This window comes from Duganella sp. HH101 (assembly GCF_001758795.1).
GTDB classification, from domain to species: Bacteria; Pseudomonadota; Gammaproteobacteria; order Burkholderiales; family Burkholderiaceae_D; genus Rugamonas; species Rugamonas rivuli.
Map to the genome: position 1 here is coordinate 190,556 of NZ_LRON01000008.1, position 15,978 is coordinate 206,533.

Consider the following 15,978-nt stretch of genomic DNA (forward strand, 5'->3'; position numbering starts at 1 on the left):
GTTTGCTGCTGCCCGTCCTGCTGTTGTGGGGCATGGGCACGGCCGCTGCATGGGCGGGGGCGCCGCCGCGCACGCTGCGTTTCGAGCAGCTCAGCGTCGAACACGGCCTGGCGCAGGAATCGGTGCTGGCCATCGCCCAGGACAAGCAGGGTTTCATCTGGCTGGGCACCCAGGCCGGCCTGACCCGCTTCGACGGCTACCGCACCGTCACCTACAAGAGCGCCGTCTCCGATCCGCGCAGCCTGGCCGACAACTGGGTGCGCGTGCTGCACCTGGACCGTTCCGGCCAGCTGTGGGTGGGCACCGACGGCGGCCTGGATCGCTACGACGCCGCCACCAAGACCTTCACCCACTTCCTGCCGCACGAATCGGCGCAGCGCGGCAACGGCAACCGCCACGTGCGCGCCATCGCCGACGATGGCCTGGGCGGCCTGTGGCTGGCCAGCGCCGACGGCCTGCATCACTTCGACCCGGTCAGCAAGCGCTTCACCAGCTGGCACCACGACCCGGCCGATGCCGGCAGCCTGGCCAACGACCAGGTCAACGCGCTGGCGCGCGACGCCGCCGGCCGCCTGTGGGTGGCCACCGCCACCGGCCTCGATATGCTGGCGCCGGGCGAGGCGCGCTTCCAGCACTTCACGATAGACGCCCGCGGCGACAGCAAGTACAACGCGGTGCTGGCGCTGCAGGTCGACAGCGCGCAGACGCTGTGGGTCGGCACGCTGGGCGGGCTGGAACAATGGCGCCTGCTGGGCAAGGAGCCGCAGCGCCGCCGCCTCGGCCCGCGCGAGGGCATGAAGCCGGGCATGAGCATCACCACGCTGTACGTCGACGCCGAGACCAACGTCTGGGTCGGCACCCAGGCCGACGGCCTGCTGCGCTGGCTGCCGTCCGAGAACCGCCTGGTGCAGTATCTGCATCAATTCAGCGACAGCCACAGTGTGGCGGACAACCAGATTTCGGCGCTGTTCCGCGACCGCGTCGGCACCTTCTGGGTCGGCACCTGGAACGACGGCGCCAGCCGCGTGGACCTGGGCAGCGGCGGCTTCGCCCGCATCGTGCGCCAGGCCGACATTCCGAACACGCTGTCCGACAACAAGGTGCGCGCCATCGTCGCCGAGGCGCGCGGCCAGCTGTGGCTGGGCAGCAGCGGCGGCCTCAATCTGTACGACCCGGTCATCGGCGAGGGCAAGGTGTGGCGCCACGATCCGCTGCGCGCCAACAGCTTGAGCGACGACCAGGTGACGGCGCTGTGGCGCGAGAAGAACGGCAATATGTGGATCGGCGGCCGGGCCGGCGTCAACCACCTGAACGTGGAGAGCGGGGCGATCAAGGCGCTGTCCTTCGTGCGCGGCGACCCGGCCAGCGACACCATCCGCAACATCGTCGGCGACCGCAGCGGCATCCTGTGGATCGCCTCGCGCGGCGGCCTGCACCGGCTCGACCCGCAGAGCATGGAGGTGCGCACCTTCCGCCACGATCCGTCCGACATCAGCAGCCTGGCCGACAACGTGGTGCGGCCGATACTGGAGGACCGCAAGGGCCAGCTGTGGATAGGCACCTTCAACGGCCTCGATCTGCTGGACCGCAAGACCGGCAAGTTCCGCCACTTCCGGCGCGACCCGGCCGACCCCTTCAGCCTCAGTCACGACGAGGTGCACTACCTGTACGAGGACGGACGCGGCATCATCTGGGTCGGCACGGCGGCGGGCCTGAACAAGATGGAAGTGGCGGCCGACGGCGGCATCCGCTTCCGCCGCTACCTGCGCAAGGACGGCATCGCCGACGACGCCATCGCCTCGATCCTGCCCGACGACGCCGGCAATCTCTGGCTGAGCACCAACAGCGGCCTGTCGCGCCTCAACACCGAGACTGGCCTGGTGCGCAACTACAGCGGCGCCGACGGCACCATCGAAGGCGCTTACTTCGACGGCGCCGCGCTGCGTACGCCGGATGGCACGCTGTACTTCGGCGGCTTCAACGGCATCACCGCGTTCTCGCCGCCGGAAGTGCGCGAGAACAGCGTGGCGCCGACCGTGGCCATCACCGACTTCCAGATCTTTAACAAGTCGCTCAAGCCGGGGCAGGGCGAGCATCCCGATGTGCTGAAGGTGGCGATCGAGCATACCAACGCGCTGACGCTGCAGGAAGACGATTCCGTCTTTTCGCTGGAGTTCGCGGCGCTGCACTACGCGGCGCCGCAGCGCAACCGCTTCGCCTACCAATTGCAGGGCTTCGACGAGGACTGGGTGGTGACGGATTCCACCAAGCGCTTCGCCACCTACACCAATCTCGATCCCGGCAAGTACACCTTCCGCGTCAAGGCCGCCAACAAGGACGGCATCTGGAACGACAACGCCGCCACCTTGGACATCACCATCCTGCCGCCGTTCTGGAAGACCTGGTGGTTCCGCGGGCTGTTCGGCCTTGCGCTGCTGGGCGCCGCCTACGCCGCCTACCACGCGCGCGTGCGCAGCCTGCACCACCAGCAGCAGCGGCTGGAGGAACTGGTCGGCGCGCGCACGGCGGAGGTGGAGCACAAGAACCAGCTGCTGCAACAGCAGAAGCAGGAACTGGAACAGCGCCGCCTGGAGGCGGAGGCGCAACGCGCCGAGGCCGAGCAGCGCCGCGTCGACACCGAGCGGCAGAAGGAAGAAGTCGAGCGCCAGAAGGAAAACGTCGAACAGGCGCACCGCAACATCTCGGTACTGAGTGAGCTGGGCCGCGAGATGAGCGCCACGCTGGACATGGAAACCACCATGCGCACGCTGTACCGCCACGTGCACCACCTGATGAACGCGCAGATCTTCGGCATCGGCTTCGTGCGCGAGGAGGACGGCGTGATCGACTTCCCGTTCGCCATCGAGGCCGGCGTGCGCACCTTGCCCTACCAGCGCCTGCTGGACCAGCCCAACCAGCTGGCCGTATGGTGCCTGACGGAGCGCAAGCCGGTGTTCATCAACGACTTCGAGTCCGAGTACCGCGACTACATGGACGAATCGGGCCTGGACACGCTGGTGCCCTGCGTGCGCGAGGACGGCGTGCCGGCCGCCGTGGCGCGCTCGATGATGTATGCGCCGCTGATCATCAGCGACAAGGTGGTCGGCCTGCTGTGCGTGCAGAGCCTGGAGAAGGACGCCTATCAGCAGGTGCACATGGACATGCTGCAGACGCTGGCCTCGCACGCTGCCGCCGGCCTGGAAAACGCCCGCGCCTACCAGCAGCTGGAAGAGGCGCTGCAAACCCTGCGCCAGACGCAGGAGCAGCTGATGCAGCAGGAGCGCCAGGTGCGCCTGCACACCGAGGAGCTGGCGCTGGCCAACCGCGCCTTGCAGGAGAACGACGAGCGCCTGCGCCTGGCCAAGCAGAAGGCGGAAGACGCCACCCGCCAGAAATCCGAATTCCTGGCCAATATGAGCCACGAGATGCGCACTCCGCTGGCCGGCGTGATCGGCATGCTGGGCTTCGCCCTGCGCGACAGCCGGCTGGCGGCCAGCACCCGCGAGCAGATCCTGCGCGGCCAGGCCAATGCGCAGTCGCTGCTGTCGATCATCAACGACCTGCTGGATTTTTCGAAGATCGAGGCCGGCAAGCTGACCATCGAGAACATCGACTTCTCGTTGTCGTCGGCGGTGGAGAACGTGGTCAGCCTGTTCGAAGAGCAGGCGGCGGCGCACAGCGTGGGCTTCAGCCTGGAGTTCGGCGAGGGGCTGCCGCAGTTCGTCGTCGGCGATCCGACGCGCCTGCGGCAGGTGCTGGTCAACCTGGTCGGCAACGCCTTCAAGTTCACTGAAAAAGGCTCGGTGCGGATGCGCGTCGAACGCGTGCCGCAGGAGGACGACGAGCGCGCCCGCGCCGGCTTCAAGGGCGCGTTGAACCGCATCCGTTTCTGCGTCAGCGACACCGGCATCGGCATCGAGGCCGACGCCATCCCGCGCCTGTTCCAGCAGTTCGAGCAGGCCGACGCCTCCACCACGCGCCGCTACGGCGGCACCGGGCTGGGACTGGCGATCTGCCGCCAACTGGTGGAGCTGATGGGCGGCAGCATCAATGCCGTCAGCACGCCTGGCGACGGCAGCACGTTCTCGTTCGAGCTGCCGCTGGCGAACGGCGTGCCGCCGCCGATGGTGCCGCACGTGCCGCGCGAGCCGCACAGCCATCAGCTCAAGGTGCTGTGCGCGGAAGACTTCCCGACCAACCAGATCATCATCCGCATGATGCTGGAGGACCTGGGCCACAAGGTCGACATCGCCGCCAACGGCGCGCTGGCCGTCAAGGCCTGCTCGCTGACGCGCTACGACCTGATTCTGATGGACGGCCGCATGCCGGAAATGGACGGCGCCAGCGCCACCCGCCTGATACGCTCGGGCGGCACCGAGGCGGCGCCGGTGCGCGACCAGGAACTGATGATCATCGCGCTGACCGCCAACGCCAGCGAGGAAGACCGCAGCCGCTACCTGGCCTCCGGCATGGACGACTTCCTCACCAAGCCTATCGATGAAGACAAGCTGCACTTCCAGCTCAGCCGCGCGATCGAACGCCAGCTACAGCGCGGCTTCAAGCTGCCGCTGATGGAGCCGCGCCACAATCCCGCGCTGGGCACGCCGGAACTCGACACGCTGTTCGGCGTGGCGCCGGCGGCCGACGAACCGGCCCGGCTGGCGCAGCACAGCGGCGGCAGCGATCTGAAACTGCGGCTGCGCAGCGCCTTCAACCAGGACGCGCCGCTGCGGCTGGCGGAACTGGAGCGCGCCGTCGAGCAGGCCGACGCCGATACCGCCAGCCGTCTGCTGCACGGCATGAAGGGCAGCGCCGGCTATCTGGAGGAGCAGGAACTGCAGGCGCTGTGCGGGGAACTGGAACTGGACGCGGACCACGGCAACTGGCCGCGCATCGTCGAGGCCATGCCGCAGCTGCGCGAACTGCTGCTGCGCGCTGGAGCGGCTAGCGCTTTGTAAGCTGCGGCTATTCGTCATCACCTTGTATGTCCAGGACATATAAACTGGGTTTTTCATGTAATATCGTCGGTAAGTGCCGTACTAAGGTAATGCAAAATTAGTTATTAAGGGCACAGGGAGTCTCATGAAAGTTCTGGTAGTCGACGACGATGTCGTCTCGCGCATGGTGTTGATGCACCTGATCGACAGCTGCGGCAAGTTCGACATCGTTGAAGCGGAAGATGGCGCCGACGCCTGGCAGCAGCTGGAAGATGGTTTGCGTCCGGCGATCTGCTTCTGCGACCTGCGCATGCCGCGCCTGTCCGGCATGGAGCTGCTGCAGCGCGTGAAGGGCCACGCCGAAATCAACACCATGCCCTTCGTGCTGGTGACATCCGCCAACGACAAGGACACGGTGCAGGAGGCGACCCAGGCCGGCGCGGCCGGCTACATCGTCAAACCCTTCCAGGCGGAGCAGGTGCGGGTGCACCTGGTGAATTTCCTCGACCAGGCGGCCAGCGGCTACGACCACCACGCCGAAGAACCAGCCACCACCTTGCGCCGGCTGGGCATCAACGCCGAGCGCCTGCTGGTCTATCTCAGCGGATTCCAGAACCAGTTGACCGCCGCCAGCGGCGACATCGACGCCTTGCTGGCCAAGGGCCAGCAGCAGGAAGCGCAGGCGCGCATCGAGCGCCTGCATGCGGGCTGCGTCACGCTGGGCCTGGACGGCGCCGCCGCCACGCTGAAGAGTCTCGATCCCGGCGCCCTGTCCAGCGACACCGTGCAGTCGGTGCTGGCCGACGTGGTGCGCGCCGTGATCCACCAATCCGGCCTGGTGCGGCAGGGCGCCGCCGCCTGAGCGATAGCACTTGATGTCATGATAGTTTAGGTTTAAAGTATCTGTTGCGTGAGCAGCGGACACCGAACGACCTACAACTACAGGGCGACCATGACCAGACCGACAGCCAGTTCTGCCAGCACTTCCAGCGCGTACACCGACCACTTCGCGCGCGAGCATCTGCCGCCGCAGGCGCTGTGGCCGGAGCTGCGTTTCGACCTGCCCGAGCTTCACTACCCGCCGCGCCTGAACTGCGTGGCGGAGCTGTTCGACGGCGCATTGGCCGGCGGCGCGGCCGACCGCGTCGCGGTCCGTGGCGAGCAGTTGAGCTGGACGTACGCGCAACTGCTGGAACAGATCGACCGCATCGCCCATGTGCTGCGCGGCCCGATGGGACTGGAGGCGGGCAACCGCGTGCTGCTGCGCGGCGCGAACAATCCGATGATGGCCGCGTGCATCCTGGCGGTGCTCAAGGCCGGCTGCATCGCGGTGCCGACCATGCCGCTGCTGCGCGCGCGCGAACTGGGCGCCATCGCCGGCAAGGCCGAGATCAATGCGGTGCTGTGCGCCGACAGCCTGCGCGCCGAGATGGAGGCGGTGGATCTGCCGGCCGCCGTGCGCGGCAGGACGCTGTGCTTCGGCGGCGCCGGCGCCGAAGGTTCGCTCGAAGCGCTGATGGCGGCGCAGCCGGCCAGCTACGATGCGGTGGACACGGCGGCCGACGACGTCTGCCTGATCAGCTTCACCTCCGGCACCACCGGCATCCCGAAAGGGACCATGCACTTCCATCGCGACGTGATGGCGATCTGCGACTGCTTCCCGCGCTCGGTGCTGGCATCGCAGCGCAGCGACACTTTCATCGGCACGCCGCCGCTGGCCTTTACCTTTGGCCTTGGCGGCCTGCTGCTGTTCCCGCTGCGGGTGGGCGCGACCGCCGTGCTGCTGGAAAAGCTGACGCCGGAAACCCTGCTCAAGGCGATCGAACAATACCGGGCGACGGTGTGCTTCACGGCGCCGACGTTTTATCGCCAGATGGTGCCGCTGGTTGGCAAGTACGACATCGGCAGCCTGCAAAAAACCGTCTCCGCCGGTGAAGCGCTGCCGCTGGCGACGCGCGAGAGCTGGCGCCAGGCCACCGGCCTGTCGATGATAGACGGCATAGGCGCGACCGAGCTGCTGCACATCTTCATCTCGGCGGCGGGCGACCAGATACGGCCGGGCGCCACCGGCAAGCCGGTGCCGGGCTACCAGGCCTGCATCCTGGACCACGACGGCAATCCGGTCGGGCCGGGCGTGATCGGCCGCCTGGCCGTGAAGGGGCCGACCGGCTGCCGCTACCTGGCGGACGAACGCCAGCGCGACTATGTGCTCAATGGCTGGAACCTGACCGGCGACGCCTACGAGATGGACGCCGACGGTTACTTCTACTACCGTTCGCGCACCGACGACATGATCATCTCGGCCGGCTACAACATCGCCGGGCCGGAGGTAGAGGATGCGCTGCTGCGGCATCCGGCGGTGGCCGAATGCGGCGTGATCGGCCGCGCCGACGAGGAGCGCGGGCAGATCGTCGAGGCCCATGTGGTGCTCAAGCCGGGCCACGAGGCATCGCCGGAGCTGACGTCGCAGTTGCAGGAGTTCGTCAAGGGCCAGATCGCGCCGTACAAGTATCCGCGCGCGATCCGCTTCCTGACGGCGCTGCCGCGCACCGAAACGGGAAAACTACAGCGCTTCAAGCTGCGTACCGAATAAAGAGAGCCACATGAATATTGTTTGCATAGGCGGCGGCCCCGCCGGCCTGTATTTCAGCCTGTTGATGAAGAAGCAGGACCCGGCCCACCAGATCACGGTGGTGGAGCGCAACCGTCCCTACGACACCTTCGGCTGGGGCGTGGTGTTCTCCGACCAGACGCTGGGCAATCTGATGAACGCCGACGAGGCGACCGCGCGTGCGATCCAGGAATCGTTCAACCACTGGGACGATATCGACGTCTACTTCAAGGACGCGAAGGTCACGTCCGGCGGCCACGGTTTCTGCGGCATCGGCCGCAAGCGCGTGCTCAACATCCTGCAGCAGCGCTGCGAGGAACTGGGCGTGTCGCTGGTGTTCGAGACCGAGGTGTTGGACGACCAGGAAATCGCCGCCCGCTATGGCGCGGATCTGGTGATCGCCTCCGACGGTTTGAACAGCCGCATCCGCACCCGCTACGCCGCCAGCTACCTGCCGCAGATCGAAGCGCGCCAATGCCGCTTCGTGTGGCTGGGCACGCGCAAGAAGTTCGACGCCTTCACCTTCTCCTTCAAACAGACGGAGCACGGCTGGTTCCAGGCGCACATCTACCAGTACGACGGCGACACCTCGACCTTTATCGTCGAGACGCCGGAATCGGTATGGCGCGCGGCGGGGCTGGAGGAGATGAGCCAGGAGGAGTCGGTCGCGTTTTGCGAGAAGCTGTTTGCCGACCAGCTGGACGGCCATGGCCTGATGTCCAATTCGGCGCACCTGCGCGGCTCCGCCATGTGGATCAAGTTTCCGCGCATCGTTTGCGACAAGTGGGTGCACTGGAACGGTGAGGTGCCGGTGGTGCTGATGGGCGACGCCGCGCATTCGGCGCATTACTCGATCGGCTCCGGCACCAAGCTGGCGCTGGAGGATGCGATCGAACTGGCGCGTTGTTTCGGCGAGCATGATGATGCGGCGACGGCGCTGGCGGCTTACCAGTCGGTGCGTGCGGTGGAGGTCATCAAGCTGCAAAGCGCGGCGCTCAATTCGATGGAGTGGTTCGAGAACGTCGAACGCTACACGGCGATGGAAGCGCCGCAGTTCGCCTACTCGATGCTGACCCGCAGCCAGCGGCTATCGCACGAGAACCTGCGCCTGCGCGACGCCGGCTACGTGGCGGACTATGAACGCTGGTTCGCGGCGCGCTCGTTCGCGCAGGCGGGCTTGCAGGCGGCGCCTGCGCAGCCGGTGCCGCCGATGTTCACGCCTTTCAAGGTGCGCGACGTCGTGCTGAAGAACCGTATCGTCGTCTCGCCGATGGCGCAGTACAGCGCGGTGGACGGCGTGGTCGGCGACTATCACCTGGCCCACCTGGGCGCGAGGGCGATGGGCGGCGCGGCGATGGTGTTCGCCGAGATGACCTGCGTGTCGGCCGATGCGCGCATCACGCCGGCCTGTCCCGGCATGTACGCGCCGGAGCACACGCAGGCCTGGAAGCGCATCGTCGATTTCGTCCACCAGCACAGCGACGCGAAGATCGCGCTGCAGCTGGGACATGCCGGCGCCAAGGGTTCGACCCGCGCCATGTGGGACGGCATCGACCAGCCGCTCGACAAGGACAACTGGCCGCTGGTCTCCGCGTCGCCGCAGCAGTACCTGGCCGGCGTTTCGCAAACCGCGCGCGCCATGACCGTGGCCGACATGGACCGCATCGAAGCCGACTTCGTGCGCGCCACGCAGGCGGCCGACGCGGCGGGCTTCGACTGGGTCGAGCTGCATTGCGCGCACGGCTATCTGCTGTCGTCCTTCATCTCGCCGCTGACCAACGAGCGCGGCGACGAATTCGGCGGCAGCCTGGAAAACCGCTGCCGCTATCCGCTGCGCGTGTTCGCGGCGATGCGCGCCGCCTGGCCGCGGCACAAGCCGATGAGCGTGCGCATCTCGGCGCACGACTGGGTCGAAGGCGGCGTTACGCCGGACGACGCGGTGCAGATCGCGCGCCTGTTCAAGGCGGCCGGCGCCGACATGATCGATTGCTCGTCGGGGCAGGTCAGCAAGCTGGAAAAGCCGGTCTATGGACGCATGTTCCAGACGCCGTTCGCGGACCGCATCCGCAACGAGGCGGGCATAGGCGCGATCGCGGTCGGCTCGATCTTCGAGGCCGACCATGCCAACGGCATCATCGCCGCAGGCCGTGCGGACCTGTGCGCGGTCGGCCGGCCGCATCTGGCCAATCCGGCGTGGACGCTGGCGGAAGCGGCCAGGATAGGCTATTCCGGCGTCGCCTGGCCGAAGCAGTACCTGCCGGCCAAGCAGCAACTGGAGCGCAACCTGGAGCGCGAGCGCCAGCTGGCGGCCGCCAGCACCGGCCTCACGCCGCAGCAAGTCGCGGCCAAGCTGCTGGAAGGGTGAGCGTATGAGCGGGACAGTTCAACTGCCGCTGGCCGGCAAGCATGCGCTGGTGACGGGCGGCGCGCGCGGCATCGGCGCCGCTTGCGCGCAGGCCTTGCTGCTGCGCGGCGCACGCGTTACGCTGGCTGGCCGCGACGCGCAGGCGCTGCTGGCGGCCGTCGAGACGATAAGCGCCATCGCCGCACCCCTGGGCGGCGCGGTAGCCATGCAGGTGCTGGATGTGACCGATGAAGCCTCGGTGCGCAGCGGCTTTGCCGGCGCTGTGGAGCGCTTCGGCCGTATCGACATCCTGGTCAACAACGCCGGCCAGGCCGCGCCCGCGCCGTTCGGCAAGACCGACGCCGCGCTGTGGCAGCGCATGCTGGACGTGAACCTGACCGGCACCTTCCACTGCACCCAGGCCGCGCTGCCCGGCATGCTGGACGCGAAGTGGGGCCGCATCGTCAACGTTGCCTCGACTGCGGGGCTGATCGGTTATCGTTACGTGTCGGCCTACGTCGCGGCCAAGCACGGCGTGATCGGCCTGACGCGCGCGCTGGCGCTGGAGGTCGCGGCCAAGGGCGTGACGGTCAACGCCGTCTGCCCCGGCTACACCGAAACCGATATCGTGCGCGAAGCTGTCGCCAATATCGCCGCCAAGACCGGCCGCAGCGAGGATGAGGCGCGCGCCGAACTGGCCGCCGCCAATCCGCAGAAGCGGCTGGTGCAGAGCGGGGAAGTGGCCAGCGCCGTGGCCTGGCTTTGCCTGCCCGAAGCGGGCGCCATGAATGGACAATCCGTCGCCGTCGCCGGCGGCGAAGTAATGTGAAGCACGAGGAAGCTATGCCACCATTTTCAGACAACGAGAATCAACCGAATCCCATCGACGACGAGGACGAGGGGGCGCCGGTGCTCGACCTGGCCAGCCGCCTGACGCAGGACCACCATCAATCGCTCAAGCTGTGGCTGCGCATGCTGTCCTGCACCGTCAAAATCGAGAACGAAATCCGCAGCCGGCTGCGCGCCAGCTTCGGCATCACGCTGCCGCGCTTCGATCTGATGGCGCAGCTGGAGCGCTACCCGCAAGGCCTGCGCATGGGCGAGCTGTCGAAGCGGATGATGGTCACGGGCGGTAACATCACCGGCATCACCGACCAGCTGGAGCAGGAGAAGCTGGTGGTGCGCGTGCCCGATCCGAAAGACGGCCGCGCCTACAGCGTCAAGCTGACGGCGGCCGGCCGAAAGGCCTTCGCCACCATGGCCGCCGTGCACGAGGGCTGGATCGCCGAACTGTTGCAGGACATTTCCGGCGCCGACAAGAGCCAGCTGATCGACCTGCTGTCGCAGATGAAGCAGCACCTGAACGCCTCGGACGAAAAATAAGGAACCACACCATGCGATATCTTCCCGGCGAAGCGCAGCAACTGCCCGGCAACCGCGCCGCGCTGGCCGATTACCATGCCAGCCACTTTCTGTTTGAAGTCCGCGCCGGCGTCGCCACGCTGACGCTGAACCGCCCCGAGCGCAAAAATCCGCTGACCTTCGATTCCTACGCCGAGCTGCGCGACTTGTTCCGCGCGCTGGCCTATGCGGACGACGTCAAGGCCGTCGTCATCACCGGCGCCGGCGAGAACTTCTGCTCCGGCGGCGACGTGCACGACATCATCGGCCCGCTGACCAAGCTGGACATGCCCGGCCTGCTGGCGTTCACGCGCATGACGGGCGACCTGGTGAAGGCCATCCGCGCCTGCCCGCAGCCTGTGGTGGCGGCGGTCGACGGCATCTGCGCCGGCGCCGGCGCGATCCTGGCGCTGGCTTCGGACATTCGCCTCGGCACGGCGCGCAGCAAGACCGCCTTCCTGTTCACGCGGGTGGGGCTGGCCGGCTGCGACATGGGCGCCTGCGCCTTGCTGCCGCGCGTGATCGGCCAGGGCCGCGCCGCCGAGCTGCTGTACACCGGCCGTTCGATGTCCGGCGCGGAGGCCGAGCGCTGGGGCTTCTTCAACAGCCTGCAGGAACCGGAGGCGCTGCTGGACGCGGCGCACGCCTTCGCCCGCGGCCTGGCCGACGGGCCCACCTTCGCCCACGGCATGACCAAGAAGATGCTGCAGCAGGAATGGAACATGGGTGTCGACGAAGCCATCGAGGCGGAAGCGCAGGCGCAGGCGATCTGCATGGCGACCAACGACTTCCATCGCGCTTACCACGCTTTCGTGGCCAAGCAAAAACCTGAATTCGAAGGCGACTAATGGGCGACAAGACTTATCTGGAATGGCCGTTCTTCGATGCGCGCCACGCGGTGCTGGAGCGCGAGCTCGATGCCTGGGCCGCGCAGCACATCGCGCAGCAGCACGAGGCCGACGTCGATGCGGCCTGCCGCCATCTGGTGCGCCAGCTGGGCGACGGCGGCTGGCTCAAACACGCGATTGCCGGCGCCGCGTACGGCGCGATGGGCGAGGGCATCGATACCCGCGCCATCTGCCTGATCCGCGAGACGCTGGCGCGGCATAACGGCCTGGCCGATTTCGCCTTCGCCATGCAGGGGCTGGGCTCGGGCGCCATCAGCCTGCACGGCACGGCTGCCCAGCGCGAGGCCTACCTGCCGCGCGTGGCGCGTGGCGACGCCATCGCGGCTTTCGCGCTGTCCGAACCGCAGGCAGGTTCCGATGTCGCCGCCATGCAGTGCGCGGCGGTCCGCGACGGCGACCACTATGTGCTCAACGGCGAGAAGACCTGGATCTCCAACGGCGGCATCGCCGACTTTTATGTGGTGTTCGCCCGCACGGGGGAACAGCCCGGCGCGCGCGGCATCAGCGCCTTCATCGTCGATGCCGGCACGCCGGGCTTCGCTATCGCCGAACGTATCCAGGTGATCGCCCCGCATCCGCTGGCGCGCCTGGCGTTCAGCGATTGCCGCATCCCGGCCGCGCAGCGCATCGGCGAGGCGGGACAGGGCTTCAAGGTGGCGATGTCCACGCTGGACGTGTTCCGCACCTCGGTGGCGGCGGCGGCGCTGGGCTTCGCGCGGCGCGCGCTGGACGAGGCGCTGGCGCACGCCACGCAGCGCAAGATGTTCGGCCAGGCGCTGTCGGATTTCCAGATGACGCAGGCGAAGCTGGCGCAGATGGCGACCGGCATCGACGCCGCCGCGCTGCTGACTTATCGCGCCGCCTGGCAGCGCGACCAGGGCCGCAACGTCACCAGGGAGGCGGCGATGGCCAAGATGACGGCCACCGAAACGGCGCAGCAGGTGATCGACGCCGCGCTGCAGATGTTCGGCGGCCTGGGCGTGGTCAGCGAGCAGCCGGTCGAGCGGCTGTACCGCGAGATCCGCGCGCTGCGCATCTACGAGGGCGCCACCGAAGTACAGCAATTGATCATCGCGCGCGAACTGCTGCGCGCGGCAAACACTAAGGAACAATGATGGAATTTCTTCAACCGCCGGGCTGGGTCCGGCCGCGTGGCTATTCGAACGGCGTGGCCGCCAGCGGACGCACGGTGTGCGTCAGCGGCATGATAGGGTGGGACGGCCAGGGCGTGTTCCACACCGACGACTTCGCCGGCCAGGTGCGCCAGGCGCTGCAGAACGCGGTCGAGGTGCTGGCCGAGGCGGGCGCCAAGCCCGAGCATATCGTGCGCATGACCTGGTATGTGCTGGACAAGAAGGAATACGTGGGCGCCTACAAGGAAGTCGGCGCCGCCTACCGCGACATCATCGGCAAGCATTTTCCGGCGATGACGGCGGTGCAGGTGGCCGGCCTGGTCGAGGACCAGGCGCGGGTGGAGATCGAGGTGACGGCCGTGGTGCCGGTGGGGTAGGCCCCTTCAGGCGCGGGATTTGGCCGTCTGCTGCGGCGGCTTGGACTGGGCCGTGTGCGGCTTCTGCGTCCATCCCTTGAGCAAACGTGCAATCGGGTGTTCCACGAATCTGTACATCAGCAGCCCGACCAGATTGGCGAGTATCACGGCGCTTGCGAGCAGGAGCGCGAACTTGAGCCACTGGCCTTCCTCGGTGCGGTAGGACAGGAACTTGATCGCACCCAGCATGAAACCATGGAACAAGTAGGTGCTGAACGATGCATCGCCCAGGCGCTCCAGGATGGCCACCGTCTTGCCGGTATGGACGGGCTGGTAGCTTGCCGCCGCCCAGACGCAGGCCGACACCATCACCAGGTTGTAGGCCAGGTGCGCGCCTTCCGGCAGGTACAGATTGACCCATATGCCGCCCGCCATCAGCGCCAGGCAGATGCCCAGCGGCGACGCCACCGAGGCCGAGCGCCAGTGGACATGCTTGCACAGCGTTGCAATCAGCATCCCGCACGCGAAGAACAGCAGGATTTGTTGCATGTAGAACGCCAGGACGACGTTCATCTCCGCGGCGTAGCTGTGTGTGGCGGCAAAGGCCACGAACACGGCGATGCTGAGCGCCATGCCACCCATGCGGGGCAGGATGAGCGACAAGGCGAACACCAGATAAAAGAACATTTCCAGATTCAGCGTCCAGCCCTGGCCCAGGATAGGACGGTAAAAGCCTTTGTCGCCGATATAGGGAACGAAGAGCAGCGATTTAAAATAGTTAACGATTGTGTAGTGTTCGCCGGCATTGAACTTGTTTATGAATTGCATGGTTGTCGCAATGGCATAAACCGGCAGGATGCGGAGCACGCGCCGAAAGAAGAAATCGGCGCTTTTGGCGACGCTTCCAAATGCGTCGTACTGGGTAGTCACCATAATGAAGCCGCTGATGCCGAAGAAAACGATGACGCCGATTAATCCCAGCGGCGGCACCTCATAATGTCCGGCATTGGCCCAGTGATTGACGACGTTGCCAATTAGATGCTCGGCAACGACCAGCGAGGCCGCCGCAAACCTGAGTATCTGAATGCCATGGTATTTTTTCATAGGAATGGGGGTGACGGGGTGAACAGTCCTCCTCTGGCGAGGAGAGGGCGATTTCAGTCGCTATTATAATTTAACAAACTCGTATTATTCGAAATGAAATGTCAAGCGGGAACAGGCCGATACGCTGCGGTTCGCGGAGGTGTCTTGCAAAAAAATCCAGGATGGGCATGCTTACCTCTGGGCGACACGAAGGTTAGCGGCTACAATGGCGGCTCATTCAGCGTGTCGCCATAGTTCAACGGATAGAACAGGTTCCTCCTAAGAATCAGATACAGGTTCGATTCCTGTTGGCGACACCACCCCCCACTCCGGCCTCTTTCCCTTTTGCAGGATTGTCACAATCCCTGCGCTTTAACACAAATAACATGTAACACAGATTGTTCTTTTACTCATTTGCATTATACTATCCATGCTAATTAGCTAATTTGTTCATCAGGGAGCAGTATCTTGAAAAGTAAAATTCTTGCAATTTTTGCTGCATCATTAATGTGCTCTACCGCTGCGCACGCTGCGGACCAGACGTGGACCTTTAGTTTTACCGGCTTCTACAATGATGCGACGCAATCCTTTGACAATACCTATTCGATCGGCGGTGCGTTCACCGGCAGCGATCGCAACGCCGACGGCACGATCGATAGCGGTGAAATCTCCAGCTTCGTCGTCGATGGCGTGGACTATGCCAATTGCTCCAATCCGGGCATTCCTTATTTCCACTGCGGCCTGTCGGCCTTTTCCTATGCCCACGGCGCCCTGAACTTCGGCACGTCGATGTCGTCCTCCGACCCTGAGGGTATTGTTTCCCGCGGCCAGGAAATCACCAGCGGCGTCCAGGAATACCGCTATCTGAATGCACCGTCCGGCTGGAGCGACAATACCATGCACTGGACCGCGGACACCCGCTTCGACCTGACTTCGCCGGTACCCGAGGCGGACACCTATGCAATGCTGCTGGCCGGTTTCGCCGGTCTGGGCGTGCTGGCGCGTCGCCGCCGCAACGCCGCCTGAGCAGCGGCCTTTGACTGCGCGGCCGGGCCACGCCCGGCCGTTGCCAGCGTTCGAAACGACGCGCCCGGCCATCGTGGCTGCAATAAATGGCGCGTGTGAGCCGACTATCGGTACAATGCGTGCTTTACTCACCTAATCGGCGGGCTCGCATCACGCAGCGCGTTTCGATCTCCTCATTC

The 15,978-nt window shown here is 66.0% G+C and carries 11 protein-coding genes and 1 tRNA gene; 11 read left to right on the top strand and 1 reads right to left on the bottom strand.

Going from position 1 to position 15,978, the window contains the following annotated elements:
* The first annotated feature begins 32 nt into the window (after window positions 1-32).
* From DUGA2_RS15130 to DUGA2_RS15170, 9 genes are all read left to right on the top strand, one after another.
* A complete protein-coding gene (locus DUGA2_RS15130) occupies window positions 33-4,958 on the top strand; it encodes a two-component regulator propeller domain-containing protein (RefSeq protein WP_229214698.1) in 4,926 nt (1,641 codons plus the stop codon).
* A 124-nt stretch (window positions 4,959-5,082) separates the two neighbouring features.
* Entirely contained in the window at window positions 5,083-5,799 is a 717-nt protein-coding gene (locus tag DUGA2_RS15135; protein ID WP_070270089.1) for a response regulator, read from the top strand.
* A gap of 90 nt (window positions 5,800-5,889) precedes the next feature.
* On the top strand, window positions 5,890-7,530 hold the full coding sequence (locus tag DUGA2_RS15140) for an AMP-binding protein (RefSeq protein WP_070270091.1): 1,641 nt from the start codon (window positions 5,890-5,892) through the stop codon (window positions 7,528-7,530).
* A gap of 10 nt (window positions 7,531-7,540) precedes the next feature.
* Entirely contained in the window at window positions 7,541-9,913 is a 2,373-nt protein-coding gene (locus DUGA2_RS15145) for a bifunctional salicylyl-CoA 5-hydroxylase/oxidoreductase (RefSeq protein WP_070270093.1), read from the top strand.
* A gap of 4 nt (window positions 9,914-9,917) precedes the next feature.
* Entirely contained in the window at window positions 9,918-10,721 is an 804-nt protein-coding gene (locus DUGA2_RS15150) for an SDR family NAD(P)-dependent oxidoreductase (RefSeq protein WP_070270094.1), read from the top strand.
* A 14-nt stretch (window positions 10,722-10,735) separates the two neighbouring features.
* The gene (locus DUGA2_RS15155) at window positions 10,736-11,275 is read left to right on the top strand and encodes a MarR family winged helix-turn-helix transcriptional regulator (protein WP_008446382.1); all 540 of its coding nucleotides are present in this window, start codon (window positions 10,736-10,738) and stop codon (window positions 11,273-11,275) included.
* Between the two features lie 11 nt (window positions 11,276-11,286).
* A complete protein-coding gene (locus tag DUGA2_RS15160) occupies window positions 11,287-12,141 on the top strand; it encodes an enoyl-CoA hydratase family protein (protein WP_070270096.1) in 855 nt (284 codons plus the stop codon).
* Window positions 12,141-13,316, top strand: a complete 1,176-nt coding sequence (locus DUGA2_RS15165; protein WP_070270097.1) for an acyl-CoA dehydrogenase family protein — start codon at window positions 12,141-12,143, stop codon at window positions 13,314-13,316. The genes DUGA2_RS15160 and DUGA2_RS15165 overlap by 1 nt, the downstream gene beginning before the upstream one ends.
* Entirely contained in the window at window positions 13,316-13,711 is a 396-nt protein-coding gene (locus tag DUGA2_RS15170) for a RidA family protein (protein ID WP_070270099.1), read from the top strand. The genes DUGA2_RS15165 and DUGA2_RS15170 overlap by 1 nt, the downstream gene beginning before the upstream one ends.
* Before the next feature lie 6 nt (window positions 13,712-13,717).
* Here DUGA2_RS15170 and DUGA2_RS15175 read toward each other — a convergent pair whose 3' ends face one another.
* Window positions 13,718-14,794 carry an acyltransferase gene (locus DUGA2_RS15175; protein WP_070270101.1) on the bottom strand — a complete coding sequence of 359 codons (1,077 nt, stop codon included), beginning with the start codon at window positions 14,792-14,794 and terminating at the stop codon, window positions 13,718-13,720.
* Between the two features lie 224 nt (window positions 14,795-15,018).
* Here DUGA2_RS15175 and DUGA2_RS15180 point away from each other — a divergent pair.
* A tRNA-Arg gene (locus tag DUGA2_RS15180) sits at window positions 15,019-15,093 on the top strand.
* A 148-nt stretch (window positions 15,094-15,241) separates the two neighbouring features.
* Window positions 15,242-15,799: a PEP-CTERM sorting domain-containing protein gene (locus DUGA2_RS34210; protein WP_210402564.1), complete on the top strand. Its 558-nt coding sequence runs from the start codon at window positions 15,242-15,244 to the stop codon at window positions 15,797-15,799.
* The last annotated feature ends 179 nt before the right edge of the window (window positions 15,800-15,978 follow it).

Excerpts from the sequence above, each read along its gene's own strand:
- DUGA2_RS15130 (WP_229214698.1), top strand. The coding sequence starts at position 33 with ATGGGCACGGCCGCTGCATGGGCGGGGGCGCCGCCGCGCACGCTGCGT.
- DUGA2_RS15135 (WP_070270089.1), top strand. The coding sequence starts at position 5,083 with ATGAAAGTTCTGGTAGTCGACGACGATGTCGTCTCGCGCATGGTGTTG.
- DUGA2_RS15140 (WP_070270091.1), top strand. The coding sequence starts at position 5,890 with ATGACCAGACCGACAGCCAGTTCTGCCAGCACTTCCAGCGCGTACACC.
- DUGA2_RS15145 (WP_070270093.1), top strand. The coding sequence starts at position 7,541 with ATGAATATTGTTTGCATAGGCGGCGGCCCCGCCGGCCTGTATTTCAGC.
- DUGA2_RS15150 (WP_070270094.1), top strand. The coding sequence starts at position 9,918 with ATGAGCGGGACAGTTCAACTGCCGCTGGCCGGCAAGCATGCGCTGGTG.
- DUGA2_RS15155 (WP_008446382.1), top strand. The coding sequence starts at position 10,736 with ATGCCACCATTTTCAGACAACGAGAATCAACCGAATCCCATCGACGAC.
- DUGA2_RS15160 (WP_070270096.1), top strand. The coding sequence starts at position 11,287 with ATGCGATATCTTCCCGGCGAAGCGCAGCAACTGCCCGGCAACCGCGCC.
- DUGA2_RS15165 (WP_070270097.1), top strand. The coding sequence starts at position 12,141 with ATGGGCGACAAGACTTATCTGGAATGGCCGTTCTTCGATGCGCGCCAC.
- DUGA2_RS15170 (WP_070270099.1), top strand. The coding sequence starts at position 13,316 with ATGGAATTTCTTCAACCGCCGGGCTGGGTCCGGCCGCGTGGCTATTCG.
- DUGA2_RS15175 (WP_070270101.1), bottom strand. The coding sequence starts at position 14,794 with ATGAAAAAATACCATGGCATTCAGATACTCAGGTTTGCGGCGGCCTCG.